Source organism: Curtobacterium sp. Arg-1 (assembly GCF_025643395.1).
In the GTDB taxonomy this organism is placed as follows: domain Bacteria; phylum Actinomycetota; class Actinomycetes; order Actinomycetales; family Microbacteriaceae; genus Curtobacterium; species Curtobacterium poinsettiae.
In genome coordinates, this window is record NZ_CP095731.1 from 2,402,130 (window position 1) to 2,427,634 (window position 25,505).

Below are 25,505 nucleotides of genomic sequence, written 5' to 3' on the forward strand. Positions count from 1 at the left end.
ACCACGACGCCCGTCGTCCCTTCGGGGACGGCGGGCGTCGTCGTGCGCGCGGGGATCGTCATGCGCGGGGGTCGTCATGCAAAACACCGGTGTTCACGCATCGAACACCCGGACACGGGTGTTCGACCGGTGAACACCGGTGTTGTGCGGCGCTCGGACTAGGCGGCGGGTGCGGTCAGCCAGCGGAACGGGATGCTGATCGTCACCTCGGTGCCGCTGCCCGTCAGCGTGTGCCAGTCGATGGTGCCGCCGAGCTCGCCCTGGATGAGCGTGCGGACGATCTGCGTCCCGAGGCCCGACCCGACCTTGCCCTCGGGGAGCCCGACGCCGTTGTCGCGGACCTCGATCTCCAGGTGGTCGTCGAAACGGCGGGCGACGATCTCGACCTCGCCGTCGCGGCCGTCCAGCCCGTGCTCGACGGCGTTCGTCACGAGTTCGGTGAGGCCGAGGGCGAGCGGCGTCGCGGCCTCGGAGGGCAGCACCCCGAACTCACCGGTCTTCTTCGGGTGCACGGTCGTGTTGTGCGACGCGGCGACCTCGGTGACCAACTTGAGGACCGAGTCGAACACCTCGTCGAAGTCCACCGTCTGGCTGAGCCCGCTCGACAGCGTGTCGTGCACGACGGCGATGGCGGCGACACGGCGCATGGCGTTCTGCAGCGAGGTCCGCGCTTCGTCCGAGTGTGTGCGTCGTGCCTGGATCCGCAGCAGGGAGGCGACGGTCTGCAGGTTGTTCTTCACGCGGTGGTGGATCTCGCGGATCGTGGCGTCCTTGGTGATGAGCTCGCGCTCCTGGTGCCGCAGCTCGGACACGTCGCGGCACAGCACGATGGCGCCGATGCGCTCACCGTGGTCGCGGAGCGGGATCGAGCGGAGCGACACCGTGACGCCCTTCGACTCGATGTCGGCCCGCCACGGCGCCCGGCCGGTGACCACGAGCGGCAGGGACTCGTCGACGTCGAGCTGGGCGCCGATGAGCTCGGTGGTGACCTCGGCGAGGGACTTCCGCTCGAGTTCCCCCTCGAAGCCCATCCGGTTGAAGGCGCTCAGGCCGTTCGGGCTCGCGAACGTCACGGTGCCGGCGGTGTCCAGGCGCAGCAGGCCGTCGCTGGCGCGGGGCGCCCCACGGCGGGGGCCCGCCGGTGCGCCGAGGTCGGGGAAGTCACCGGTCGCGATCATGCCGAACAGGTCGTTCGCGCTCGCGGTGAAGTTGAGCTCCTGGCGGCTCGGGGTCCGCATCTCGTCCTGGTTGGAGTGCCGGGTCACGACGGCGATCGGCCGTTCGGTGGTCTCGGCGCTCTTCGGGCTCAGGCGGCGGAGCACCGGGATCGCGCGGACGCGGGTCGGGGTGTCCTCGTACCAGTCCGGCTCGGCGGAGTCGACGACGCGGGAACCAGCGAAGCTCTCGGTCACCTGGCCGCGCCACTCCTCGCGGATCTCCTGCCCGACGATGTCCCGGTAGAACAGCGTCGCCGCGGAGCTCGGGCGGGCGTGTGCGACGGCCACGAACGAGCCGTCCTCGGCGGTCGGGACCCAGAGCACCATGTCGGCGAAGGACAGGTCGGCGAGGAGCTGCCAGTCCCCCACGAGCAGGTGGAGCCACTCCACGTCTGCTTCCGAGGAACGGCCTTGCGCGAGGACGAGGTCACTGAGGGTCGACACCCAACCAGTCTAGGTCCGCCGCCTTGTGGAGAACGTCGCCCTCTCCACAGGGGAGACAGCGTTGTATTTCGTATGTCGTACGCCCCATACGCTCGCTCCAACGACGGAAGGGGCAGGGGTGGCAGAGCAGGCACGCCGCATCGATCACGAGACGACGGCGGTGCACCCACCGCCCCTGCGGATCGTGGAACCGGCACCGGAACCAGCCGCGGCGTCCGGTCCCCCGGAGCCCGAGTCGACCGCTCGGGCGCTCGGGCTCTGCGTCGCCGAGGTGCTCACCGGGGCACGCGAGGTCGACAGCATCGCCCGGTGGATCAGCGACGACGTGCAGCGCCACCTGCAGCAGCGGGCCGCGGTGGCGGCGCACGCCCGGGGACCCGGCCAGCGGGCCCGAGGGCGCCCGGTGCTCCGGGTCGGCAGCGTCCTGGTCTGCCGCCCCGCGGACGGCGTCGCAGAGGCGACGGTCATCGTGCACACGCGCAGCCACGCGCGAGCGGTCGCGATGCGCCTCGAGACGCGGCACGGTCGGTGGCAGGCGACCGCCATCGGCGTCCTGTAGGTGTGCCCGCTGCCGACCTGGAGGCCCGTGGCGGCGCCGCCACGGGCCTCCGATCCGGCAGGCGGCACGCATCGCTCGCGCGCGGGACGCTAGTTCTTCTTGGTGGCCTGTCGACGCTCGGCGCGGTTGCTCGCCGCAGCCTGACCGGAGGCCGTGGCCGCGTTGCCGAACGCGGAGCCCTGCTCCGGCTCGGCAGCCGCTTCGGCCTCGGCCTGGGCGCGCTGCGCACGAGCGGTGGCGGCCTGCTCGAGGCGCCCCTTCTCGTCGCGGACCTCGACCTCGCCGTCGATGGACGGTGCCGAGTACTCGAGGCCGGAGACCTCGTCCTCGCCGAGCCCCTTGGCCTCGATGACCGCGTTCTCGCCGTCGGACTGCACCTGGACCTCGAGGTTGAACAGGTAGCCGACGGACTCTTCGCGGATCTGCCCCATCATCGTCTGGAACAGTGCGTAGCCCTCGCGCTGGTACTCGACCAGCGGGTCACGCTGCGCCATCGCGCGGAGGCCGATGCCGTCCTTCAGGTAGTCCATCTCGTACAGGTGGTCGCGCCAGCGGCGGTCGATCACCGAGAGCACCACACGACGCTCGAGCTCGCGCATCGCCTCGTCGCCGAGGAGTTCCTCACGCTGCTGGTAGGCCAGCTTGGCGTCGGAGAGGATCTCGCGGGCCAGGAAGTCTCGCGACGCCTTGCCCTTCGAGCCGGCCTCGGTGATGACCTCGTCGATGGAGATCGAGATCGGGTAGAGGGTGCCGAGCTCGGTCCACATGGCGTCGAGGTCCCAGTCGTCCGGGGAGCCTTCGCCCGTGTGGGTGTCGATGACGTCGTCGATGACCGCCTTGAGGAAGGCCTGCGCGCGGTCGTGCAGGTCGTCGCCCTCGAGGATGTGGCGGCGGTCGCTGTAGATCGCCTCACGCTGACGGTTCAGGACGTCGTCGTACTTCAGGACGTTCTTGCGGATCTCGGCGTTGCGGCCCTCGACCTGAGACTGGGCGGACCGGATCGCGCGGCCGACGAGCTTGTTCTCGATCGCCAGGTCGTCCGGGACGTTCGAGCGGCCCATCAGGCTCTCGGCGGCACCGGAGTTGAACAGGCGCATCAGGTCGTCGGTCAGCGACAGGTAGAAGCGGCTCTCGCCCGGGTCACCCTGGCGGCCGGAACGACCACGCAGCTGGTTGTCGATGCGTCGCGACTCGTGGCGCTCGGTGCCGAGCACGTACAGGCCGCCGACTGCGCGGACCTTGTCGCCCTCTTCCTCGACCTCGGCCTTGACGCGGGCGAACACGTCGTCCCACGCGGCTTCGTACTCGTCGGGGGTCTCGGTCGGCGACAGGCCCTTCGCGTGCATCTCCTGCACGGCGAGGAACTCCGCGTTGCCACCGAGCATGATGTCGGTACCACGACCGGCCATGTTCGTCGCGACGGTCACAGCGCCGAAGCGACCGGCCTGGGCGACGATCGCGGCTTCACGGGCGTGGTTCTTCGCGTTGAGGACCTCGTGCTTCACACCCTGCTTGGCGAGGAGCTTCGACAGGTACTCGGACTTCTCGACGCTCGTGGTACCGACGAGGACGGGCTGGCCCTTCTCGTGACGCTCCGCGATGTCCTCGGCGACCTGCTCGAACTTCGACTTCTCGTTCTTGTAGACGAGGTCCGTCTGGTCGATGCGCTGCATCGGCTTGTTCGTCGGGATGGCGACGACGCCGAGCTTGTAGGTCGACATGAACTCGGCCGCCTCGGTCTCGGCGGTACCGGTCATGCCGGAGAGCTTCTGGTACAGGCGGAAGTAGTTCTGCAGCGTGACGGTGGCGAGGGTCTGGTTCTCGGCCTTGACCTCGACGCCTTCCTTGGCCTCGATCGCCTGGTGGATGCCCTCGTTGTAGCGGCGGCCCATCAGGATGCGGCCGGTGTGCTCGTCGACGATGAGCACCTCGCCGTTCATCACGACGTAGTCCTTGTCCTTCTTGAACAGGGCGACGGCCTTGATGGAGTTGTTCAGGAACGAGATGAGCGGGGTGTTCGCCGACTCGTACAGGTTGTCGATGCCGAGGTAGTCCTCGACCTTCTCGATGCCGGGCTCGAGGACGCCGACGGTGCGCTTCTTCTCGTCGACCTCGTAGTCCTCGCCCGGGGTCAGGCGCGTGGCGATCGAGGCGAACTCGGTGAACCACCGGTTGGCCTCGCCCGACGACGGACCGGAGATGATGAGCGGCGTCCGGGCCTCGTCGATGAGGATCGAGTCGACCTCGTCCACGACGGCGAAGAAGTGGCCGCGCTGCACCATGTCGGAGGCCTGCCACGCCATGTTGTCGCGCAGGTAGTCGAAGCCGAACTCGTTGTTCGTGCCGTAGGTGATGTCGGCGGCGTACTGCTCGCGACGCTCCGGCGGGCTCTGGTTCGCGATGATGCAGCCGGTGGTCATGCCGAGCGCGCGGAAGACGCGGCCCATGATCTCGGACTGGTACGAGGCCAGGTAGTCGTTGACCGTGATGACGTGCACGCCGCGCGACGGGATCGCGTTGAGGTACGCGGCGGTCGTCGCGACGAGGGTCTTGCCCTCACCGGTCTTCATCTCGGCGATGTTGCCGAGGTGCAGGGCCGCGCCACCCATGAGCTGCACGTCGAAGTGCCGCATGCCCAGGGTGCGCTTCGCGGCTTCACGCACGGCGGCGAACGCCTCGGGCAGGAGGTCGTCGAGGGTCTCGCCGTTGGCGTACCGCTCGCGCAGCTCCTTGGTCTCGCCGTGGAGTTCCTCGTCGGTGAGGCTCGAGAAGTCGTCCTCGAGGTCGTTGATGGCCGAGGCGTACGCCTTCAGCCGACGGAGGGTTCGTCCTTCGCCGATGCGGAGGACCTTCTCCAGCACGTTTGCCACGTGAACTCCTTACGGGGTCGTCGCGCGCGACCTGCACGCCCGATCGACCAGTCATGCTAGCAACCCGCGAACGCTCGGCGCTGTGAGCGCCGCGGCTGCCGCGGACACGGGTGTGCGCGGCCCGCGAACGGACCGCGCACACGGAGCGGAACCGGAGGCTCCGCGAGGACGTCAGGCGATCGCCGCTGCGCGCTCCGCGTCGGAGTCCGCCGTGGCCGAGGCCTGCGCCCGGCCGGCGGGCACCTCGTCGATCCCGATCACGCCGTAGTCCCAGCCCTTGCGTCGGTAGACGACGCTCGGACGACGGGTCTCCGCGTCGAGGAACAGGTAGAAGTCGTGCCCGACGAGTTCCATGTGGTAGAGGGCGTCGTCGACCGTCATCGGGGCGGCCTCGAACACCTTGTGCCGGATGACGACCGGGCTGTACACCTCGTTCTCGTCCTCGGCGGTGTCCTGGTCGACGACCGGGACCGCACCGGTCGCGACCTCCTCGATGAGCTTGCCGTCGGCGGGGACGACACCCATGCCGTCGAACGCACTGCCGGCGGCCTCGGCGACCGAGGTGGGACGGTGGCGGCCGTGGTGCACCTTGCGGCGGTCACGCGCCCGACGGAGGCGCTCCATGATCCGCGCGAAGGCGAGGTCGAAGGCGGCGTACTTGTCCGACGCCGCGGACTCGGCCCGCACGAGCGGCCCCGGCCCGATCAGCGTGAGCTCCACGCGGTCCTCGCCCTGGCTGCCGCTCGACTTCTCGTGGTGGCGGCTGATGCGCACCTCGAAGGCGAGGGCGCGGTCGGCGAGCACGTCGATCTTCTCGGACTTCTGCTCGACGTAGGTGCGGAAACGGTCGGTGACCCCGACGTTCCGGCCCGTGATCGTCACGTCCATGTGGCGGCTCCCATCCAGTGTCGGCGCGTCGCCTCCGTCCGGCGACCCGAACGCCTTGCCGCGAGGCTAGACCCGGCGCACCCTCGGCGTCACGGGGCGTCGGCGAGTCTGTCGGACACTCACCGGACGCTCAGTGGACACCGGGTGTTCACGGAGCCGTCATTCGTCGACGCTTGCCAGGGCGACGCAGCGCGCCACCCGACCACCCGCCGACCGCACGGCGCGGACACCCTCGGCCATCGTCACGCCGGTCGTGACGACGTCGTCGACGAGCACCACGTGGCGGCCGGCGACCCCGACCGCGCGCAGGGTGCCGACGGTGGCGGCGACCCGCTCCACCGCCGATCGTTCCTTCTGCCCGGGCCCCGCACCCCGGCGTCCGGCCCGGGTCCGGACGAGCCGCCCCGTCCGCCGGACACCGCCGCGGGCGAGCAGGAGCACCACCGGGTCGAACCCGCGGCGCCGGGCACCCGCACGGGACGGCGGGACGCGGAGCACCACGGTGCCGTCCGGTGCCGCGGCGAGCGCCGTCCGGACGAGTGCACCGAACCGGCCACCGAGCGGACGGGCGACGTCGACCCGGCCGCGCAGCTTCAGCTCGAGGACCAGGGTGCGGACCAGCCCCTCGTACTCGAAGGCGGCGTCGAGCCGGACGCCGGCGACGAGCCGGACGCGCCCGGGGCGTGCGTCGAGCGCCGCGCGGCACGGCGGGCAGAGTGCGCGGTCCGGGCGGCCGCAGCCCAGGCAGGCGACGGGGAGGAACAGTCCGAGCACGGCGAGCAGGGCGTCACGCCACGGGGTGGGGGCGTCGTCAGGGGGCACGATCACGATCGTGGCGGTGACCGGACGACGGCGGTGGGCCGGTGTGCCGGGCTGTGGACGGGCCTCCAGGCCGGGTGCGGTGTGGAGGAGGGTGCCGTCAGCGCTGGACGCCGAGCACGTCGGCGGTGACGCCCGTCGTGTCCCAGCCACCACCGGTGGACTGCAGGACGTCACCGCTCGACATCCGGAGCAGCAGCGCCCCGCCGCTGCCCCCGCTGATCGCGGTCGCGCGGCCGTCGGGCTTCGGCAGGGTGCTCGACTTGCCGCCGATGGTCGTGCGCACGATGTTCGGGCCGCTGGTGGTCTGTCCGACCGAGGCGACGTCGGTGTCGTTCACCCACGTGGCGTCGACGGCGGTGCCGCTGGCGGCCTGCACCCGGACGGGGGCACCGAACGAGCTGGGTGACCGGTCGGACCCGCGGATGATCGCCATCACGTACAGGCCGGGTCCGTCGGCGGTCTCGATGAGCGCGAGCGCCCTGGTGGAGTCGCGGGACACCTGGAACGACACGAGGTCGCCGCGCGGCAGGGTGGTGCGGACCTCGTGCGGGTCGCCGCCGAGGCCGTACGCGGTGATGCGGCGGGGGTCGGACTGTTCTCCGACCCACACGAAGCCGAGGTCGTCGACGGCGGGGGCGACGAGGTCCTCGCGTGCGTCGACGCGCAGGCGGTCCTTGCCGCGCACGACGACGGCGCCGTCCCGGTTGCCGACGGCCGCGGTGGTGCCGGATGCCGACAGGGCGATCGAGGTCGGGTCGAGGCCGGCGATCGCCGCACCGACGCCGCTGCCGAGTTCGGCGACCTTGCCGGTGCCCGAGGCTGCGTAGCCGACGACGCCGTCGTGTTCGACCAGGGGTCTGGGGTCGACGTCGGGGTTCTGCTGGGCGTCCGCTCCCCCGGAGTCCGGCACCGACAGCGTCGCGCCCTCGATCGTCATCGACACCGACGAGATGGTGGCGACCGAGGCGAGGGACTTGCTGAGCTGTTCGCGCATCCGGACCTTGTCGATGGTGCTCGCGCCCAGGGCGTCCCTCGACAGGTCGACGAGGGCCGTGCCGCTGTCGATCGTCACCGCGTTGAGGGACAGTTGGGTGCCCTCCGGGAACGACGAGACGACGGCCCCCTTCAGCCAGTCGGCGGGGCCGGCGAGCAGGGCGCTGGCGATGCGGGTGCTGGTGGAGGACCGGGCGAGGAACCAGCGCTGGTCGGGCACGAGGAAGCGGTAGGTGGGGTCGTAGAAGTACAGCGCGTGCGGCTGGAACACCGACTCGAAGCTGACCGGCGACAGGATGATGCCGTCCGGGGCGTAGGCGATGCGCCACTCGCCGTCCTCGCGGACGAACTGGAACGTCAGCGTCGACGAGGTGGGGCGGACGGCCTGGGTGTACTCCCCCTCGGCGTCCACGGTGGCGCTGGCCGTCATCGTGTACGTGAGCTCACGGTCGTCGGCGCGCTCGACGGTGCCGCTACCGTCGCGGATCGTGACGCCCTGCCGCGGGTTCCACCGCTGGGCGAAGTCGTCCGCCAGGAACTGCCGGGCGATCGCGTAGTTGTCCTGGGCGCCGGTGGCCGCGGCGATGAACCCGCGGAGGATGGCCGTCTGGTCGGATCCGGTGATCGGCTTGTCCGGCCGGAAGTCGACGCCCGAGAGCGACTCGTCCTTGATGGTCTGCCCGGTGCGCACGGCGCCGTCGGTGGGGATCGCTGCGCAGGCGGTGACCGCGAACAGGCTGACCGCGGCGAGCGCGACGGCGAGGACGTGGCGGATCCGGTGGCGCATCAGGACTCCTCTCGCACGGCGCGGGGGCCGTCGTACGACTCGTCGAGTTCGGGCAGCGGGATGGCCGAGGTGGCGGTCGTCCCCTGTTCGTTGCGGGGCAGGGTCAGCACGAACGTCGACCCTTCGCCCGGCCGGGACCACACGTCGATGCGGCCACCGTGGAGCTTGGCGTCGCCGAGGCTGATCGCGAGACCGAGCCCGGTGCCGCCGATGGTGCGCTTGCGGCTCGGGTCGGCGCGCCAGAAACGGTCGAACACCCGTCCGGCGTCCTCCGGCGGCATGCCGACCCCCTGGTCACGGACGGCGATGGCGACGGTGCGCGCATCGCTGTCGACGACGACCTGCACGGGCTTGGCGTCGCCGTGCTCGATCGCGTTGCCGACCAGGTTGCGGAGGATCCGGCGGACGCGCTTGGCGTCGAGCCGCATGGTCGTGTGGCCGCCGGGCGTGGCGAGCTGCAGGTCGATGCCGGCGCGTTCGGCCAGCGGACGGAACTCGTCGACGATGTCCGCGGCGATGGACGCCGGCACGACGGGCGCGGTGTCGAGCTGGACCGCCTGGGCGTCGTAGCGGGAGATCTCGAGCAGGTCGGCGAGGAGCAGTTCGAAGCGCTCCACCTGGGCGTGCAGGAGCTCGGCGGACCGACCGACCGACGGTTCGAACGCGTGCCGGGAGTCGTAGAGCATGTCGCCGGCGAGCCGGATCGTGGTGAGCGGGGTGCGGAGTTCGTGCGAGACGTCGGAGACGAACCGCTGCTGCACGCGCGAGAGCTCGGCGAGCTGGGTGATCTGGCGGCTGACCGCCTCGGCCATGCCGTTGAAGCTCCGCGCCAGGGTCGCCAGGTCGTCCTGGCCGCGCACCGGGATGCGTTCGTCGAGGCGACCAGCGGCGATCTTCCGGCTCGTCTCGGCGGCACCGCGGATCGGCACGACGACGAGCCGGACGACGAGCGAGGTGACCAGGGCGATGAGCACCATGAGCGCCACACCGCCGATGGACAGCGTCTGGGACACGAAGTCCAGGGTCTGCTGCGCGTCCGAGAGGTCGTAGACCAGGTAGAGCTCGTACTGCCCGGCGCTCGGGATCTGCAGGGTTGACCCGACGGCGAGCCCCGGCACCCGGCGTCCGTCGTCGTCGAGCTGGACGGGCTGCAGGCTGAGTCGACCGGTGTTCTGCCCCACTTCCTTCCGCAGGTCGTCGGTGATCACCGCGTCCGGGAAGTCCTGGCTGGCGATGGTCTGCAGCGTCTGCGGGGTGGACTGGCCCGGGCTCCGCTCGATCGCGATGCTCGTCCCGCCGGGGCTCGTCGTGTTCGACAGGATCGCCTGCTGCGCCTCGTTCTGCAGGGTCTCGAGCTCGGACTGGTTGTTGTCCTCGGCCGCGGTCGCCGCGTCGAAGATCCCCTGGGCGACGATGGTGGCCCGGGCCGACTCCGACTCGATCTGGTCACGGCGCTGCGAGTAGACGTTCGTCGAGATGCTCACCATGACCGCGGTGCCGATGATCCCCACCGCGAGCCCCGTCGTCATCACGGTGATGGCGACCGAGCGGAACATGAGCGAGCGCCGCCACAGGTACGCGATCGGGCGCCAGCCCCGTCGGAGCCAGCGCCGCATCCGGCGACGGCCACGGTCGACGACACCGATCGAGACCGTGGCGCCGCTGACACCGCGGGCCGGGCCCGACGGGCGCGTCGAGGGCGGCACGGTGCTCAGGCTCCTCCGGCGCGGTACCCGACGCCGCGCACCGTGGTGACGGTCTTCGGGTTGTCCGGGTCGTGCTCGATCTTCGCGCGGAGCCGCTGCACGTGGACGTTCACCAGCCGGGTGTCCGCCTTGTAGTGGTAGCCCCAGACCTGTTCGAGCAGCATCTCGCGGGTGAAGACCTGGTTGGGCTTCTCGGCGAGCGCCCGGAGCAGGTCGAACTCGAGCGGCGTGAGCGCGATCACGGTGTCGCCGCGGCGCACCTCGTGCCCGGCGACGTCGACCGTGACGTCGCCGACGTGCAGCACGGTGGCGTCGGATGCGCTGGGCCGCAGTCGGGTGCGGATGCGCGCGACGAGCTCCTTCGGGTTGAAGGGCTTCACGACGTAGTCGTCGGCACCGTTCTCGAGCCCGAGGACGACGTCGGCGGTGTCGCTCTTCGCGGTGAGCATGATGATCGGTGTGCCGCTCTCGGCACGGATGCGCTTGCACACCTCGATGCCGTCGATGCCGGGCAGCATGACGTCGAGCAGGACGAGGTCCGGCTTGGTGGCGTGGAACGCGTCGACGGCGTCGTTGCCGTCGGCGCTGAACTCGGGTTCGTACCCCTCGGAGCGGAGCACGATGCCGATCATCTCGGAGAGGGCCTGGTCGTCGTCGACGACGAGGATGCGCGGTGTCATGTGATCTGGACTCCGGGTGGCGTGCGGGAGTGCCGTGGTCGGCACGTGTCCCCACACGATAGCCGAGGCCCCGCCGCGCGGGGTTTTCCGACAGGATGGGGGTGGGACGTGCATCGCTGGCACGGTCCGACACGACGAGGGGGCTGGAGTCATGTCCGATTGGCACACACCGGGCGGTGGGCAGCAGGGTGCGCCGACACCGCCGGCGTCCGGACCGACACAGGGACCCGGACCCCAGCCAGGAGGCCCGCCCCGCTTCTCGGTGCCGCCGCAGCCCGCCCCGGGGTCGGGTCAGGGGCGACCGGGCGGTCCGTCCGGCGGCTCGCGTCCGGTGATCCCGCTGCGCCCGCTCGGTCTCGGCGACGTCCTGGCCGGCGCGTTCACGGTCTTCCGTCGGAACGCCCGCGTGCTGCTGCTCTGGAGCGTGCTGCTGAGCGGTGTGCTCGGCCTGCTGTCGACGCTGGCCAGCACGTTCGGGCAGCAGGCACTGCAGTCGCGGATGTTCTCCGCCCTCGACGGCGGCAGCGGCGCCGGCTCGGTGGCCGCGGGCACGCTGACGCTCACGGCGCTCATGTCGATCGGGCTGCCCTTCCTCGCCTACCTCGGTCGCGGGTTCCTCGTCGCGCCGGTCGCCGCGGACACCGGGCAGCGGGTGCTCGGCCGCCGCGCCACGTTCCGCGGACTGTGGGCGCTGCTGGCCGGACGCCGCTGGACGGTCGTCGCGTGGATGCTCGTGCAGACCGCTGCGGGCGTCGTCATCGCGATCGTCGCCGGGCTCGTCTTCTTCGGGGTCTTCGCGACGATCGGTGCCGCCGGCTCCGGGACCGGCTGGTTCGTGCTGGCGCTCGTGCTCTTCGTGCTCGGGCTCGGTGTCGTGGTCGTGTGGCTCGGCATCCGCTTCGTGTTCACCGTCCCGACGATCGCGCTCGAGGGCCGACCGGTCTTCGCCGCTGCCGCCCAGTCGTGGCGCCTGACCCGCGGGGCCTTCTGGCGGACCTTCGGCATCCTGCTGCTCGTGCAGCTGATGTTCGGCTTCGCGGCGTCCATCGCGTCGATCCCGCTCACCGTCGGCACCGTGCTCGTCGGGGGCACGTTCGACCCGCTCGGGCAGACCGGCGGTCCGTCGGGCGCCGGCGCCGGTGCGGTCATCGCGATCGTCATCGGCAGCCTGCTCGCGATGGCGGTGCAGTGCATCACCGACGTCCTGAGCGCGTCGGTCACCACGTTCCTGGCCATCGACCGGCGGATCCGCACCGAGGCCCTGGACCAGCGGATCGCGTCGCACCTGGACTCCGGGCAGCCGACCGACCCGTTCGCGCCGTCCGAGCCCGTCGCGCGGCCGCCGTGGCCCCCGCAGCAGCAGTGGGGCGGCCAGCAGTGGCAGGCGCAGCAGCAGCAGCAGCAGTGGCCGGGGCAGCAGCAGTGGTCCGGGCAGCAGCAACCGCAGTGGCAGCCCGCACAGCAGCAGCAACCGCAGTGGCACCCCACCCAGCAGCCGTGGCAGCCGGGGCAGCAACAGCCGCAGTCCCAGTCGCAGCAGCCGCCCTGGCAGCAGGGTCCGGGCCAGTCGCCGCCGAACGGCAACGCGTGACGGCGGTCGACCCGGACGAGGCGCGTCGTCTGCTCGAACGCGAACTCGACCGGTCCGCCTACGACGGTGCCCAGCCGACGTGGTGGGACCGGGCCTCGCGGTCCTTCCTCGACTGGCTCGGCTCGCTCCGCGCCGACGGTCTCGACTCCCCCGCCGCGGCCCGCACCGCGCTGGTGATCGCGATCGTGGTGCTCGTCGCGGTCGTCGTGCTCGTCGTCGTCGCGCGGGGGCTCCCCCGACGGCGCGCCCGGGCCGGCGACGGCGACACCGGCGGGGTCTTCGACGCCGACGACCTGCGCTCCGCCCGCGAACTCCTCGAGGCGGCCCAGGCCGCAGTGCGCCGCGCCGACTGGTCGGCAGCGGTGCTGGACGGCTTCCGCGCGATCGCCCGCGGACTCGGTGAGCGCGACCTGGTGCCCGACGTGCCCGGTGCGACCGCCCGCACGATCGCCGCACGCGGCGCCGTGCCGTTCCCCGCGTCAGCCGGTGCGCTCGACGCCGCGGCGACGTCCTTCGACGCGGTCCGGTACCTCGGTGCCGAGGCCGACCAGGACACCGCCCTCCGCGTGCTCGACACCGAGCAGACCGTCCGACAGGCCCGCCCGGCGCGGGTCGAGGCACCGGTGGTGCCGGCATGACGGCCGACACCGCCACCCGGACGAGCGCCGCCCCGGCCTCGGCCCCGGCCTCGGCTCCGGCCTCGGATCCGGCTTCCGGTCCGGCCGAGGGACGCCGGTTCCGCTTCGGTTTCTGGGTCGTGATCGTCCTGGTCGGGGTCCTGCTCGCCGCCCTGACGGCGGTCGTGCAGGGCACCGAGAAGGGCGCACCGCGCGCACTCGACCCGACCTCGACGACGGCGAGCGGATCCGCCGCCCTGGTGCGCGTCATCGAGCAGCGCGGCACCGCGGTCACCGTGACCGACACCCTCGACGGCACCGGCGCGCTCGACGGCGGCACGGTGTTCATCGACGACGCCGACGGCGCGCTCGACCCCGCCGTCGCGGAACGGATCGCGCGCACCGCCCGGCACGTCGTGGTCGTGGGGACGAGCGGCGCCGGCCTCGACGCGCTGCTCGGCTTCCCGATCGACCCGCCCGGCCAGATCGACGGCAACGCCACCGTCTCGACGACCTCGTGCGGGATCCCCGCGGCGGCCTCGGCAGCGCGGGTCACGACCGCAGGCTCCGGGTACACCGTGCAGGACGAGAGCGCCGAGCGGTGCGCGCCGACCGGTGCGGGCGACTCCCGCGTCTGGGGCCTCGTCCGCACCACCACGCCGGGCGGTGACGTGACGCTGGTCGGCACCACCTCGGCGTTCCGGAACGACACCATCGCCACCGCCGGGAACGCCGCGCTGGCCCTCGGGCTGCTCGGCGGCGACGAGCGGCTCGTCTGGTACACCCCGACGGTCGGGACACCCGACGCCGCTCCGACCCTCGGCGAGCTCGCCCCGCCGTGGGTGCCGAGTGCCCTCGCCCTGCTCGCCCTCGTCGCCGTGGCTGCGGGCGTCTGGCGTGGTCGGCGCCTCGGCCCGCTCGTCGTCGAGCGGTTGCCCGTCGTCGTCCGGGCCGCCGAGACGACCGAGGGACGCGCCCGGATGTACGCCCGCACGCGGGACCGCACCCACGCGCTGGACACCCTGCGCGTCGCCGCCGTCCGACGGATCGCCCGGCTGCTCGGGCTCCCCCGCTCCGCCCACGTCGACGAGGTCGTCCGCGCCGCTGCGCAGGCGACCGGCATCCCGCACACCCGTGTCGGCGCCGTGCTCGTCGGCGGGACCACCGACGACGACCGCGCGCTCGTCGACGGCACCGCGGCGCTCGACGACCTCGAACGCGCCGTCCGCCGGGTGACCTCCGGCGACCACCCGACCTCTGACCCCGACCGACCAGGAGCACGACCGTGACCGACCTGCCCCCTGCCACCACCGAGCACGCCGCGCCGGAGCCCGACCACTCGAGCGCCGCCGGCACCGACCTGCGCGACGCGTTCGGCCGGGTCCGCACCGAGGTCGCCAAGGCCGTCGTCGGCCAGGAGGGCGCGGTCTCCGGCATGATCGTGGGCCTCCTCGCCCAGGGGCACGTGCTGCTCGAGGGCGTCCCCGGTGTCGCCAAGACCCTGCTCGTGCGCAGCCTCGCCGCCGCGATGACGCTCGACACGAAGCGCATCCAGTTCACGCCCGACCTGATGCCCGGCGACGTCACCGGATCGCTCGTCTACGACGCGTCGACCGGCACGTTCCCGTTCCGCGAGGGCCCCGTGTTCACCAACGTCCTGCTCGCCGACGAGGTCAACCGGACGCCCCCGAAGACCCAGTCGGCCCTGCTCGAGGCGATGGAGGAACGCCAGGTCAGCGTCGACGGCGACGCCCGTGCGCTGCCCGACCCGTTCTTCGTCGCCGCGACGATGAACCCGATCGAGTTCGAGGGCACGTACACGCTGCCCGAGGCGCAGCTCGACCGGTTCCTCATGAAGCTGACCCTCGACATCCCCCCGCGTGACGTCGAGTGGCAGGTGCTCCGACGCCACGCCGACGGGTTCGTCCCGCGCGACGTGCGGTCGGCCGGCATCACCCCGGTGGTCGGCGTCGACGAGGTCGTGCGGGCGCAGCGCGCAGTCCGCGGCGTCGGTGCCCGCGACGACGTGCTCGCCTACATCGTCGACCTGGCCCGGGCCACGCGTCAGGCGCCCTCGGTCCGGGTCGGCGTCAGTCCCCGTGGCGCGACGGCCCTGCTCGCGGCCGCGAAGGCCTGGGCGTGGCTCACCGGCTACGACGCGATCACCCCGGACCACGTGCAGGCGATGGCCCTGCCGGTCTGGCGGCACCGCCTGCGGGTCGCCGCGGACGCCGAGCTCGAGGGCGTCGGCGCCGACGGCGTGCTCCAGCAGGTGCTCGAGCAGGTGCGGGTGCCGATCTAGTGGCGGTCTCCGGTCGGTTCGTCGCGCTCCTCGCCGTCGCCCTCGTCCCCACCGTGCTGCTCGGCAGCGGGTGGGCGGGCCTGGCGTGGGTCGGGGTGGTGCTGCTCGCCGCCGTGCTCGACGTCCTGCTCGCCGCCGACCTGCGCCGGGTCCGGGTGGAACGCCGGATGCCGCGGCTCGCCCGACGTGACAGCACCGCCGACGGCACGCTCGTGCTCGCGAACGACGGGACCCGGACGGTCCGTGGCGTGGTCCGCGACATGTGGGAGCCGTCGGCCGGCCACCGCCCCCGGCGGATCCGGATGACGGTGCCCGGCGGGGAGCGACGGACGGCGCGGATGCGCTTCACACCGTTCCGCCGCGGCCGACGTCGCACCACCGGGGTCGCCGTGCGGTCCTTCGGCCCCCTGGGCCTCGCGGCGCGCCAGCGGGTCGTGGCAGCACCGGGCGAACTCGTCGTCACGCCGCCCTTCCGGTCGCGGCGGCACCTGCCGTCACGCCTGGCACGGCTCCGCGAGCTCGACGGCGAGACCACCCTGCAGCTCCGCGGGCACGGCACCGAGTTCGACTCGCTGCGCGACTACGTCCGCGGTGACGACGTGCGCTCCATCGACTGGCGGGCGACCGCTCGGCGACAGGACCTCGTCGTCCGCACGTGGCGGCCGGAGCGTGACCGGCGCGTCGTCGTCGTGGTGGACGCGGGGCGAGCGGGTGCCGGCCGTGTCGCCGACGAGCCACGGCTCGACACGTTCATCGAGTCGGCGCTGCTCCTCGGCGCGCTCGCTGCCGCCGCCGGTGACCGGGTCGACCTGGTCGTCCTCGACGACACCGCGCACGACCGCGTGCACGGCGCCACCCGCACCGACGTCGTGCAGCGCTTCGGCGAAGCACTCGCGATGGCCGAACCCGGGCTCGCCGCGACCGACTGGGCGTCCGTGCCCGCACTCGTCGACTCGATCACGACCTCGCGCGCACTGGTCGTCCTCGCCTCGAGCCTGGACTCCGTCGGTGGCTCGGGTGACCTGCTCGCCGTGCTCCCCCGGCTGTCCCGGCGGCACGCGGTGGTCGTGACGAGCATCGAGGACCCGGCCGTCGAGCGGATGGCACACGGCGGGGTGGACCCGACCACGTCGATCCGCACCGCGCGGGGCGGACGGGTGCCGGGCCTCCCCACCGGCGCGGAGCGCGACGTCTACCGACGCGCCGCCGCGGAACGCACGCTGCTCGACGCGGACGGAGCGGCCGACGTCGCACGCCGATCCGGCGCCGAGGTCGTCCGTGGCGCGCCGGCGGACGTCCCGCCGCTCGTCGCCGACGCCTACATCCGGGCGAAGGCCTCCGGCCGACTCTGAACCGGGGCAGGCCCTAGCCCGCCACCAGGGCGGTGGAGCCGCGCTCGAACTCCTCGAGGTCGCCGCGCTCCCCCGCCCGGTAGGCGCGACCGCCGAGCACCCACTGGTACGCGAGCACCGCGACCAGGGCGATCGTGCCGATGCCGATCTTGATCGGCCACGGCCAGTCCTGCCGCGTCACCACGCCCTCGACGATGCCGGACAGCAGCAGGGTCAGGGTCAGGCCGATCGCGATGGTGATGAGTGCCCGGCCGTCCTCGGCGAGGGCCTGGGCGCGGGTGCGACCGGGGCCCGGTGCCACCCACGACCAGAAGATCATCAGCCCCGCGCCACCGGCCAGGAAGACCGAGTAGAGCTCCAGCTGCCCGTGCGGGGAGATGTAGAGGAAGAAGTCGGCCAGGCGTCCCTGGGAGTGCATGATCGCCGCGGACACCCCCAGGCTGACGGCGTTCTGCATGATCGAGAACGGCACGAAGACCCCGGTGATCCCGAAGGCGACCATCGTCGCGGCGATGTACGCGTTGTTCGTCCAGACCTGCGCCGTGAACGCCCCGAGACCGCGGTTCGAGTAGTAGTCGACGAAGTCCTGCGTGGCGTACCGGCGCAGGGCCTCGTCGCTGCCGAAGGTCGCCGTCGCACCGGGGGTCGTGGTGATCCAGATCGCGACGATCGCCCCGATCGCCACCGTCGCGAGCGCGACCCAGATGGTCACCCAGCGGATCCGGTAGAGCGCCGCGGGGAGCTGCCGCGTGAAGAACAGTGCGACCGCGGTCAGCGGGTCGACGGGGGTGCCGGTGAAGCGCAGTCGGGCGCGGAACAGCGTGAGCGAGAGCCGGTCGCCGGTCACGGTGCGCGGTGCGGCACCGCGGATGCGGGCGAGGTCGGTGGCGGCCTCCTGGTAGCCGGCGACGAGCCGGTCGACGTCCGCACCGGACCGGTGCCGGGCACGCGCCAGCCGGTCGAGCTCCTGCCACCGGTCACGATGCACCTCGGCGTAGGCATCCAGGTCCACGAGTTCCCCCTCAGGTCGCGCGATCTCCGACAGAATGATCCCATGCCGAAGCCCCGCACGCCGCGTGACCTCGCCGACGCCCGGTTCTCGCGCGATCTCGACGAGACCGCCGACGAGCTCGTGGTGGGCGAGGGTGTCGCGCTCGACGTCCAACCCGCCGGACTCGTGCTGCGGCTCGCAGCGGCCCTGCTGGACGGCCTGTGCGTCCTCGTCCTGTTCGTGCTCGCGATGTTCGGGGTCGCACGACTCTGGCCGAGGGGCCTCGAACCCGCCTGGGGTGCTGCGCTGAACATCGTGCTGCTCGTCGTCGTGCTGGTGCTGGTCCCCGCCGCGGTCGAGACGGTGACGAAGGGGCGGAGCGTCGGACGGTTCGCCACCGGCACCCGGGTGGTCCGGCTCGACGGCGGTTCGATCGGGTTCCGGCACGCCTTCACCCGGTCGCTCGTCGGCCTGTTCGAGCTCTGGATGACGTTCGGGTCGGTCGCCCTGCTCGTCGCGCTGTTCGGCACCCGGCCGAGGCGCCTCGGGGACCTGCTCGCAGGCACGATCGTGCAGCACGAGCGCCTGCCGAAACAGCGCGACCCCGAGGTGCTCCTGCCACCGGAACTGGCGGCGTGGGCCGGCGTCGCGGACGTCTCGGCGCTGCCGCAGCGGTTGGAGAACCGGCTCGGCGCGTTCTTCCGCGGGGCGGCGCTGATGCGACCGGAACTGCGCGAGGCAGCGGCGCAGTCGCTCGCGGCCGAGGTGTCGGCGTTCGCCCACCCCGTGCCGCCCGTGCCGCCCGAGGTGTTCCTGGCCGGGGTCGTCGTGCTGCGTCGTCGTCGGGACGTCCGGGCGCTGGGCGCCCGCGCCGAGCTGCTCACCGCAGCGGGGTCCACGGCGTCGGCGCGCCCGCCGGGCTTCCCCGCTGACGCAGCGCGCGGCGCGGGCTGCTCGCAAGACACCGGTGTTCGCGCGCTGAACACCCGCGTGCCGGGGTGCAACGTGCGAACACCGGTGTCGTGCGGGAGCGCAGGAACGCCGAGCTCAGTAGCGGTAGTGGTCCGGCTTGAAGGGGCCCTCGACGAGGACACCGATGTACGCGGCCTGCTCCGGACGCAGCGACGTCAGCTGCACCCCGAGGGCGTCGAGGTGCAGGCGCGCGACCTTCTCGTCCAGGTGCTTCGGCAGCACGTACACGCCGGTCGGGTACTCGTCGCGCCGGGTGTGCAGCTCGATCTGCGCGAGCACCTGGTTCGTGAACGAGTTGCTCATCACGAACGACGGGTGGCCCGTCGCGTTGCCGAGGTTCATGAGCCGCCCCTCGGACAGCACCAGGATCGACCGCCCGGTCGGCAGCCGCCACTCGTGCACCTGCGGCTTGATCTCGACCTTCGAGACGCCGGGCAGCGCCTCGAGCCCGGCCATGTCGATCTCGTTGTCGAAGTGCCCCACGTTCGCGACGATCGCCAGGTGCTTCAGCCCGAGCATCTCGTCGACCCCGACCACGCCCAGGTTGCCGGTGCACGTGATGACCATGTCGACGGTGTCGACGACGTCCGCCAGGCGCGCGACCTGGTAGCCGTCCATCGCCGCCTGCAGCGCACAGATGGGGTCGACCTCGCTGACGATGACGCGGGCGCCCTGCCCGCGGAGCGCCTCGGCCGCCCCCTTGCCGACGTCGCCGTAGCCGACGACGAAGGCGACCTTGCCGCCGATGAGCACGTCGGTGGCGCGGTTCAGACCGTCGGGCAGCGAGTGCCGGATGCCGTACTTGTTGTCGAACTTCGACTTCGTCACGGAGTCGTTGACGTTGATCGCCGGGAACTTCAGCTCGCCGTTCCGGAACAGCTCGTACAGACGGTGCACGCCCGTCGTGGTCTCCTCGGTGACGCCCTGGATGTCGGCCGCGATGCGGGTCCAGCGGTCGGACGAGGTCTCGAGCGACCGCGCGACGGTGTCGAGCACGATCTTCCACTCGGCGCTGGCGTCCGGCTCGGCGACCGGTGCGGCACCGGCGGCCTCGGCGTCGGCGCCGGTGTGCACGAGCATGGTGGCGTCGCCGCCGTCGTCCAGGATCAGGTTCGGGCCGGTCCAGTCCGCACCGGCCGCGGCGGCCTCGTCGCTCCAGTCGAAGATGCGGCTGGTGCACCACCAGCACTCCTCGAGCGTCTCGCCCTTCCACGCGAACACCGGGACGCCGGCGGGGGCGTCCGGGGTGCCGGTGGGTCCGACGGCGACCGCCGCGGCGGCTTCGTCCTGGGTGGAGAAGATGTTGCAGCTGGCCCAGCGCACCTGGGCGCCGAGGGCGACGAGCGTCTCGATGAGCACGGCGGTCTGCACCGTCATGTGCAGGGACCCGGCGATGCGCGCGCCGGCGAGCGGCTGCGCCGCGGCGAACTCGTCACGCAGTGACATCAGGCCCGGCATCTCGTTCTCGGCGAGGCGGATCTGGTGCCGGCCCGCCTCGGCGAGGGACAGGTCGGCGACGCGGAACACAGCAGCGGTGCGGGTTTCGGTGGGCATGCCCGCCAGTCTTCCATGCCGGGAGGCGCGGGTCACCAGCCGATCCCGGTCACGTTCCCCGGGCCTCCAGATCGCCCTCACCCACGCCGCGGACGCGCGCCGTCAGTCCGCGTCGCGCGGGAGCGGCTCGCGCCGCACCACCTGCCAGCCGCGCGGGACGCGCAGCGTTGCCGCGTGGCGGGCGCAGAGGTCGTAGCCGTGCGGTTCGACCCGGGTCGACAGCGGACCGATGACGACCATGGAGTCGCCGTAGTCGTAGGTCAGGGTCGACGAAGCGCTGTTGGCACACGCCACCTTGCTGCAGATCCGCACGTCCATGTCGTCAGGGAGCCTAGCGGAGCGTCCGGCGTGCACCCGTCCCCGCGTACGATGTGGGGATGCGTCGGAAGCCTCGCCTCGTCACCCCGGTCGACCGCGGTCGGGGGCGCTCCCGGCACGGCCGTGGCGGGCGTTCGAGCGTCACCGGACCCGAACTCGCGCCGATCATCACCCGCGCCGAGGCGTTCGACCGCATCGTCGGTGACAGTGCGCACTACCTGCTCGGCCTGTGGCCCGAGGAACTCGCGGGCGTGGTCTTCCAGGTGGCGGACATGCCGAGCGACCAGACCCTGCCGGACGAGATGCCACGTTGGCGCATCGACCGTGACACCCGCCGCGTGACCGTGTTCCGCATCCCCGTGGAGCGGGTGAACCGGAGCCCCGAGAAGGACGACTCCGACCGCCGCATCATCATCGAGACCGCGGTGTTCCGCGCGGTGGGCGAGCTGATCGGCAAGGACCCGTGGGACCTGGCACCGGACCGCTACCGACACTGGTGAGCCGGACCGACCGGCCGCACCGCGCCGACAGGCCGGTGAGCCGGACCGACTGCACCGTGCCGATCAGCCACTGAACGGGGCCGCCGGTCCGCCCGTCAGGGGTAGACGCGCACCGGCGTGGACACGTCGGTGGCCGGGCGCACCGGGAACCCGGCGATCCCGTCGGCACCGCGGTACGTGACCCCCGCGACGACGCCGTCGGTGCCGGTCAGCGTGAGCTGCTTCGCCGTCGGCACCGACAGGGTCCCGGTGGCGCCGGACAGGAGCGTCAGGGTGCGTCGTTCGTCGCCCGACCGCACCGTGACCGTGCGGTCCTCGCTCGTGGGGTTCACGAAGTTCAGCCGCACACCCTCGCCCGGCGCGATGGCGGTGATGGTCTCGTCGCCGAGCGGCTCGGCGGAGGCGAACCACCCGAGGTCGGTGCCGGTGCTGGTGCCGTCGGTGGGCGTCGTGGTGCGCGCCCCGGTGACGATCGGCTGGGTCGACGTGACGGTGAACGAGTACCGGCCGTCCGGGAAGTCGTCGAGCGGGACGTCGGTCACGACGCCGGGCTCGGCGGTGGCGTTGACGGTCGTGCCGCCGCCGTCGGCCGTGCTGATGCCGAGGGTGACGCGGGCCGACTTCGTGCCCGGCACGAACAGTCGGACGACCGGTGCCGCGTCGGCCGTGTCGTCACCACGCTGGGCGGCCTGCGCGTCGGCGAGGACGACGGCGGGGATGACCTGGGACCGGGACGGCGCAGCGCCGCCGGAGACGATGTCGAAGCCGCCCGGGGTCAGGGTGCGGACGACGGTCTCCTGCATGTGCGCGACGATCTGCCCACCGGACGACGTGACGTGCACGACCGTCGACGCGGCGTCGGACACGAAGCCCGACAGCGGGACGACCTTCTGCGTGTTCGGTGCCACGACGATGCCGGTGGTCCCGGGGGCGCTGACCGTCCCGTCGCCGTCGTAGATCGCCAGGTCGACCGTGGCGTTGACGTCCGTCGGGTTCGAGAGCGTCACGAGGCTCGTGCGACCGGTCTCGGTCGATCCGCCGACGAGCCACGTGGACTGGGTGGGGTCGTCGCACGAGGCCGCTCCGGCCCCCACCAGGTCGCCGCTCGAGACGCTCTGGAAGCTGCTGCCCGCGACCTGCGGGGTCGACTCCCCCGCTGGCGCCGTCAGGAGCCGGGGGTCGCTGCCGCCGGTGGTCGAGGCGTCGAGCGCGGACCGCTCGACCGTGGAACCGGTCGTCGCGGTCGCGACGGTGGCGGTGCCGACGGTGCTCGCCTGCGTCGCGTCGTTGCCCGCGTCGTCGGACAGACGCAGTGCGCTGCCGGCGCAGACACGTTCGGCGGCGGCGGGGACCGGCGTGACGGTGCGCCCGGCGGGTCGGCCGGGTTCCGACTCGGTGCCGATGGCGTGCGCCGCGGTGACGGCGCCCGCCGCGACGACGACGGCGACGGCCGTGGCGGTGCCGCGGACGATCCAGCGCCGGACGGAGGAGGGGGTGGTGCTCATTCGTCGCGCTCCTCGTCGAAGGTGGTGGCGGGTTCCTCGGCCTCGATGACGTTCGAGGTGGCACGGCGGCGGCGCGGGGCCGTCGGGACCGCGAGCAGGGCTGCGGCGCCGAAGACCACGCCGAGCACGACGAGGTACAGCACGTGGGTGGCCTGGGTCGCCGCGGAGCCGGAGCGCGTGCGGTCGACCTCGCCGTCGTAGTGGAACAGCTGCCCGTTGGTGGTCTCGCCGATGCTGGTGAAGAGCGCGTTCTGGCCGATGGCACCGGCGGCCCGGTCGTGCACCGTCTGCGCCTCGGGGTCGTCGCCCGCGTCGTCGATGAGCACGAAGCTCACGCCGAGTTCGCGGAGCGCCGGCCGGGGGTCGTACCCGCTGCGACTGGCCAGGTTGCCCGCGAGCGTGGTCAGCCGCGAGCCGGACTCGCTCAGCCGGAGCGCGGTCGCGTCGAGCGTCGACTGGTCGTCGAGGGTGGACCCCTGCCCGCGTTCGAGCGTGACGGCGAGCGACCCGTCGTCCTGCGGCACGACCACGAGCGTGCCGACGTCGGGGTTCGCCTGGGCCTCGGCGTTCACGTAGGCGCTGAGCACGCGGCCCGTGGTCGGCTCGATCGTGGCGGTGCCGAGGTAGAACGCCGCGAACGCCGGCGCGACGGCGATCCCGGCGAGCACCGTCGCGACGAGCCCTGTGACCGGTGCGGCCTTCGGCAGCACGTCGATGCCGATGCACGCCGCCACCACGAGGGCGAGCCAGTACACGGACAACCCGCTGCCGGGCCAGACGATGGTGGTGGTGGAACCGACACCGGTGACGGTGACGTGGGTGGCGGCGAAGGCCGTGGCGAAGCCGAGGAGCGCGATGACGAGCGCGGAGCCGGCGACCGCCCAGCGGTGGCCGAGCACCGCCCCGATCGCGGCGACGGCGACCGGCAGGGCCAGGACGGCCATCACGATCGGCAGGGCCCCGACGACGAGCGTCAGCCCGGAGGTCGCGGGCAGCCAGCCGCTCCAGTCGGGCAGGGGCTGCCCGATGGCCAGCTGCAGGGCGGACGGTGCCCGGGTCGCGGACGGCGCCCCGGGGTCGGCGAACACGGCGAGCAGGTTGCCGCGTGCTGCCTGCGCCAGGATCAGCGGCAGGAACAGCACCGCGGTCGGCACCGGGATGAACACGCGACGGTGGGCCCGGCGCCAGCCGACCAGCAGCGCCACGAGCCAGCCGATCAGCAGGACCGGCAGCAGCGACGGAGCCGAGGCGGCGACCACGGCGAATAGCAGCGACGCACCCGAGGCCCAGGCCCACGAGCGGTGCGCCTCGAGCACGGCGACGAACAGCCACGGCAGGACCAGGTGCGCGATCACGGCGCCGAGGTGCCCGGTCGTCACCGCGCCGACGAGCGACGGGGCGATGGCGTAGAGCGACGCGCCGATGACCGGCACCCAGGTGCGGGTCGTGACCTTGCGGACCGCGAACCAGGCACCGAGGGCGGACAGCGGGAACGCGACGAGCATGACGAGCACGACCGCGGTGGACGGCGACCAGAAGACGATCGAGCCGAGCACGGCGAGCACCGCGGTGAAGGGGTCGGACGGGCCCGTGAAGCCGGTGCCGAGCGAGTGGAAGCCGTACCCGACGTTCTGCCAGAGCTGACCGGGGGTCGCGGAGAGCGGCAGGAGTCCCCCGCCGGTCAGGGCCGGCGAGCCGAGCAGCGGGTAGAGCGTCACGACGCTGAGCGCCGCGGCGGCCAGGACCACCCAGATCCCGCCGTCGCCGAGGAACGACGCCCGGGCGATCGGGGCGTCCTCGACGCGGGCGAGTTCGACGTCGCGCGAGGTGGTGCGGTGCTCGTACACCCGACGCCAGCTCACCCGGAGCGGTTCGACGGCCGCCCAGCCGAGCTGCTTCGTGCGGGCGAGGTTCTTGCGTGCACGGCCCGTGCCGCCGCCGAACGCGACCGCGAACGCGGCGGAGAGCTCGGGGACCACGGCGGCTGGGTGCTTCGCGACCAGGTGCCCGAGGGCGCGGCCGACCGCGAAGGGCACGAGCGTGAGCCAGTGCAGCCAGACGAGCGCGATGGGGGCGTACGTCATCCGACGGTGCAGCTGCGCCTGCCGGTGCATCCGGACGCGCCGCGCCTCGGACACACGCTTGCGCCCGAACTCCTCGATCGGTCCGGCGCTGGTGACCCTGGCCTCGGGCACGAGGGCCACGCGGTGTCCGGCGAGGCGGACCCGGACCGAGAAGTCGAGCGCCGCGTCGACGTCCGGCAGTGCCGGGTCGAACCCGCCGAGTTCGTTCCAGACCGAGCGACGCACGAGCATGCCGCCGGCGGTGACGCCGAGCACGTCGGTGTTGCGGTCGTGCTGGCCCTGGTCGAGCTCGTCCTGCACCAGGACGATCGAGCGGCCGAAGCGGGTCATGCTCTCGCCGAACGCGCGGATCAGCGACGGATCGTCGTCGGCGACGAGCTTCGGACCGGCGACGACGACCGACGGCGCGATCTCGACGGCGCCCAGCAGGTCGGCGAGCGCGGTCGGTGCCGGCGCGTTGTCGTGGCCGAGGATCCACAGCCACTCGTCGACCGGCTCGTCGGTCGCGGCGGGCGGCGCGCTGCGCTCGCCCTGCCGGACGGCGTCACCGAACGACCGGCCCGCCGGGAGGCGGACGAGCTGCGCGGACCCACCGAAGGACAGTTCGGCGGTCGAACCGTCGGTCGTGCCGACGTCGACGACCACGAGGTTCTCGGGGTGGCGGGTCTGGGCGGCGAGCGCGTCCAGGGTCCGGTCGAGGTGGGCCGCCCCGTTGGCGGCGACGAGGATCGCGGTGACTCTGGGCTGCATGAC

Annotated in this window: 19 protein-coding genes and 1 pseudogene; 8 read left to right on the forward strand and 12 right to left on the reverse strand. The window is 72.6% G+C overall.

All coding sequences use genetic code 11. The annotated features are described in order from the left end of the window. Positions 1 to 158 precede the first annotated feature (158 nt). On the reverse strand, positions 159 to 1,661 hold the full coding sequence (locus tag MXD64_RS11370) for a sensor histidine kinase (protein WP_042538784.1): 1,503 nt from the start codon (positions 1,659 to 1,661) through the stop codon (positions 159 to 161). Positions 1,662 to 1,779: 118 nt separating this feature from the next. On the opposite strand from MXD64_RS11370, the gene MXD64_RS11375 reads away from it, so the two are divergent. Then, positions 1,780 to 2,220, forward strand: coding sequence for an Rv3235 family protein (locus MXD64_RS11375; RefSeq protein ID WP_259493916.1), 441 nt, complete (start codon positions 1,780 to 1,782; stop codon positions 2,218 to 2,220). An 89-nt stretch (positions 2,221 to 2,309) separates the two neighbouring features. Here the strand turns inward: MXD64_RS11375 and secA are convergent, their stop codons facing one another. The 6 genes from secA to mtrA form a co-directional block, all read right to left on the reverse strand. Continuing rightward, positions 2,310 to 5,090, reverse strand: a complete 2,781-nt coding sequence (gene secA / locus MXD64_RS11380) for a preprotein translocase subunit SecA (RefSeq protein ID WP_017888818.1) — start codon at positions 5,088 to 5,090, stop codon at positions 2,310 to 2,312. 171 nt (positions 5,091 to 5,261) lie between these two features. Next, positions 5,262 to 5,978 carry a ribosome hibernation-promoting factor, HPF/YfiA family gene (gene hpf / locus MXD64_RS11385; protein WP_263136447.1) on the reverse strand — a complete coding sequence of 239 codons (717 nt, stop codon included), beginning with the start codon at positions 5,976 to 5,978 and terminating at the stop codon, positions 5,262 to 5,264. A gap of 159 nt (positions 5,979 to 6,137) precedes the next feature. Beyond that, a complete protein-coding gene (locus MXD64_RS11390; RefSeq protein WP_263136449.1) occupies positions 6,138 to 6,800 on the reverse strand; it encodes a ComF family protein in 663 nt (220 codons plus the stop codon). Positions 6,801 to 6,897: 97 nt separating this feature from the next. After that, complete coding sequence (locus tag MXD64_RS11395) at positions 6,898 to 8,580, reverse strand: GerMN domain-containing protein (RefSeq protein WP_263136451.1); 1,683 nt, start codon at positions 8,578 to 8,580, stop codon at positions 6,898 to 6,900. After that, the gene (gene mtrB, locus MXD64_RS11400; protein ID WP_017888814.1) at positions 8,580 to 10,286 is read right to left on the reverse strand and encodes an MtrAB system histidine kinase MtrB; all 1,707 of its coding nucleotides are present in this window, start codon (positions 10,284 to 10,286) and stop codon (positions 8,580 to 8,582) included. Before mtrB ends, MXD64_RS11395 begins: the two co-directional genes overlap by 1 nt. A gap of 5 nt (positions 10,287 to 10,291) precedes the next feature. Then, positions 10,292 to 10,966 (reverse strand): MtrAB system response regulator MtrA, encoded by a 675-nt coding sequence (gene mtrA / locus MXD64_RS11405; RefSeq protein ID WP_017888813.1) that lies wholly within the window; start codon positions 10,964 to 10,966, stop codon positions 10,292 to 10,294. Between the two features lie 331 nt (positions 10,967 to 11,297). On the opposite strand from mtrA, the gene MXD64_RS11410 reads away from it, so the two are divergent. The 5 genes from MXD64_RS11410 to MXD64_RS11430 are packed head-to-tail and all read left to right on the forward strand — an operon-like array spanning position 11,298 to position 16,828. After that, the gene (locus MXD64_RS11410) at positions 11,298 to 12,557 is read left to right on the forward strand and encodes a glycerophosphoryl diester phosphodiesterase membrane domain-containing protein (RefSeq protein ID WP_263136454.1); all 1,260 of its coding nucleotides are present in this window, start codon (positions 11,298 to 11,300) and stop codon (positions 12,555 to 12,557) included. Next, positions 12,554 to 13,195: a DUF4129 domain-containing protein gene (locus MXD64_RS11415; RefSeq protein ID WP_056070922.1), complete on the forward strand. Its 642-nt coding sequence runs from the start codon at positions 12,554 to 12,556 to the stop codon at positions 13,193 to 13,195. The genes MXD64_RS11410 and MXD64_RS11415 overlap by 4 nt, the downstream gene beginning before the upstream one ends. After that, positions 13,192 to 14,463 (forward strand): DUF4350 domain-containing protein, encoded by a 1,272-nt coding sequence (locus tag MXD64_RS11420; protein ID WP_263136456.1) that lies wholly within the window; start codon positions 13,192 to 13,194, stop codon positions 14,461 to 14,463. Before MXD64_RS11415 ends, MXD64_RS11420 begins: the two co-directional genes overlap by 4 nt. Then, positions 14,460 to 15,476, forward strand: coding sequence for an AAA family ATPase (locus MXD64_RS11425; RefSeq protein ID WP_371830320.1), 1,017 nt, complete (start codon positions 14,460 to 14,462; stop codon positions 15,474 to 15,476). The genes MXD64_RS11420 and MXD64_RS11425 overlap by 4 nt, the downstream gene beginning before the upstream one ends. Continuing rightward, on the forward strand, positions 15,476 to 16,828 hold the full coding sequence (locus MXD64_RS11430; RefSeq protein ID WP_017888808.1) for a DUF58 domain-containing protein: 1,353 nt from the start codon (positions 15,476 to 15,478) through the stop codon (positions 16,826 to 16,828). Before MXD64_RS11425 ends, MXD64_RS11430 begins: the two co-directional genes overlap by 1 nt. A gap of 13 nt (positions 16,829 to 16,841) precedes the next feature. On the opposite strand, the gene MXD64_RS11435 is transcribed toward MXD64_RS11430, so the two are convergent. Further along, positions 16,842 to 17,840 (reverse strand): stage II sporulation protein M, encoded by a 999-nt coding sequence (locus MXD64_RS11435; protein ID WP_194589667.1) that lies wholly within the window; start codon positions 17,838 to 17,840, stop codon positions 16,842 to 16,844. Between the two features lie 42 nt (positions 17,841 to 17,882). Here MXD64_RS11435 and MXD64_RS11440 point away from each other — a divergent pair. Then, positions 17,883 to 18,323: pseudogene (locus tag MXD64_RS11440) on the forward strand (RDD family protein); the annotation flags it as partial. A gap of 543 nt (positions 18,324 to 18,866) precedes the next feature. Here MXD64_RS11440 and ahcY read toward each other — a convergent pair. Further along, positions 18,867 to 20,345 (reverse strand): adenosylhomocysteinase, encoded by a 1,479-nt coding sequence (gene ahcY, locus MXD64_RS11445; protein ID WP_263136458.1) that lies wholly within the window; start codon positions 20,343 to 20,345, stop codon positions 18,867 to 18,869. Positions 20,346 to 20,447: 102 nt separating this feature from the next. Next, the gene (locus MXD64_RS11450; RefSeq protein ID WP_017888804.1) at positions 20,448 to 20,663 is read right to left on the reverse strand and encodes a DUF3499 family protein; all 216 of its coding nucleotides are present in this window, start codon (positions 20,661 to 20,663) and stop codon (positions 20,448 to 20,450) included. A 59-nt stretch (positions 20,664 to 20,722) separates the two neighbouring features. Here MXD64_RS11450 and MXD64_RS11455 point away from each other — a divergent pair, with 59 nt between their 5' ends. Further along, positions 20,723 to 21,163 carry a metallopeptidase family protein gene (locus MXD64_RS11455; RefSeq protein WP_017888803.1) on the forward strand — a complete coding sequence of 147 codons (441 nt, stop codon included), beginning with the start codon at positions 20,723 to 20,725 and terminating at the stop codon, positions 21,161 to 21,163. A 95-nt stretch (positions 21,164 to 21,258) separates the two neighbouring features. On the opposite strand, the gene MXD64_RS11460 is transcribed toward MXD64_RS11455, so the two are convergent. Further along, positions 21,259 to 22,668 carry a DUF5719 family protein gene (locus MXD64_RS11460; RefSeq protein WP_017888802.1) on the reverse strand — a complete coding sequence of 470 codons (1,410 nt, stop codon included), beginning with the start codon at positions 22,666 to 22,668 and terminating at the stop codon, positions 21,259 to 21,261. After that, the gene (locus MXD64_RS11465; protein ID WP_017888801.1) at positions 22,665 to 25,502 is read right to left on the reverse strand and encodes a glycosyltransferase; all 2,838 of its coding nucleotides are present in this window, start codon (positions 25,500 to 25,502) and stop codon (positions 22,665 to 22,667) included. Before MXD64_RS11465 ends, MXD64_RS11460 begins: the two co-directional genes overlap by 4 nt. Positions 25,503 to 25,505 lie beyond the last annotated feature (3 nt).

Coding starts and splice junctions, on each gene's coding strand:
- MXD64_RS11450 (WP_017888804.1), bottom strand. CDS start 20,663: ATGGACGTGCGGATCTGCAGCAAGGTGGCGTGTGCCAACAGCGCTTCG.
- ahcY (WP_263136458.1), bottom strand. CDS start 20,345: ATGCCCACCGAAACCCGCACCGCTGCTGTGTTCCGCGTCGCCGACCTG.
- MXD64_RS11460 (WP_017888802.1), bottom strand. CDS start 22,668: ATGAGCACCACCCCCTCCTCCGTCCGGCGCTGGATCGTCCGCGGCACC.
- mtrA (WP_017888813.1), bottom strand. CDS start 10,966: ATGACACCGCGCATCCTCGTCGTCGACGACGACCAGGCCCTCTCCGAG.
- MXD64_RS11420 (WP_263136456.1), top strand. CDS start 13,192: ATGACGGCCGACACCGCCACCCGGACGAGCGCCGCCCCGGCCTCGGCC.
- MXD64_RS11395 (WP_263136451.1), bottom strand. CDS start 8,580: ATGCGCCACCGGATCCGCCACGTCCTCGCCGTCGCGCTCGCCGCGGTC.
- MXD64_RS11465 (WP_017888801.1), bottom strand. CDS start 25,502: ATGCAGCCCAGAGTCACCGCGATCCTCGTCGCCGCCAACGGGGCGGCC.
- MXD64_RS11455 (WP_017888803.1), top strand. CDS start 20,723: ATGCGTCGGAAGCCTCGCCTCGTCACCCCGGTCGACCGCGGTCGGGGG.
- hpf (WP_263136447.1), bottom strand. CDS start 5,978: ATGGACGTGACGATCACGGGCCGGAACGTCGGGGTCACCGACCGTTTC.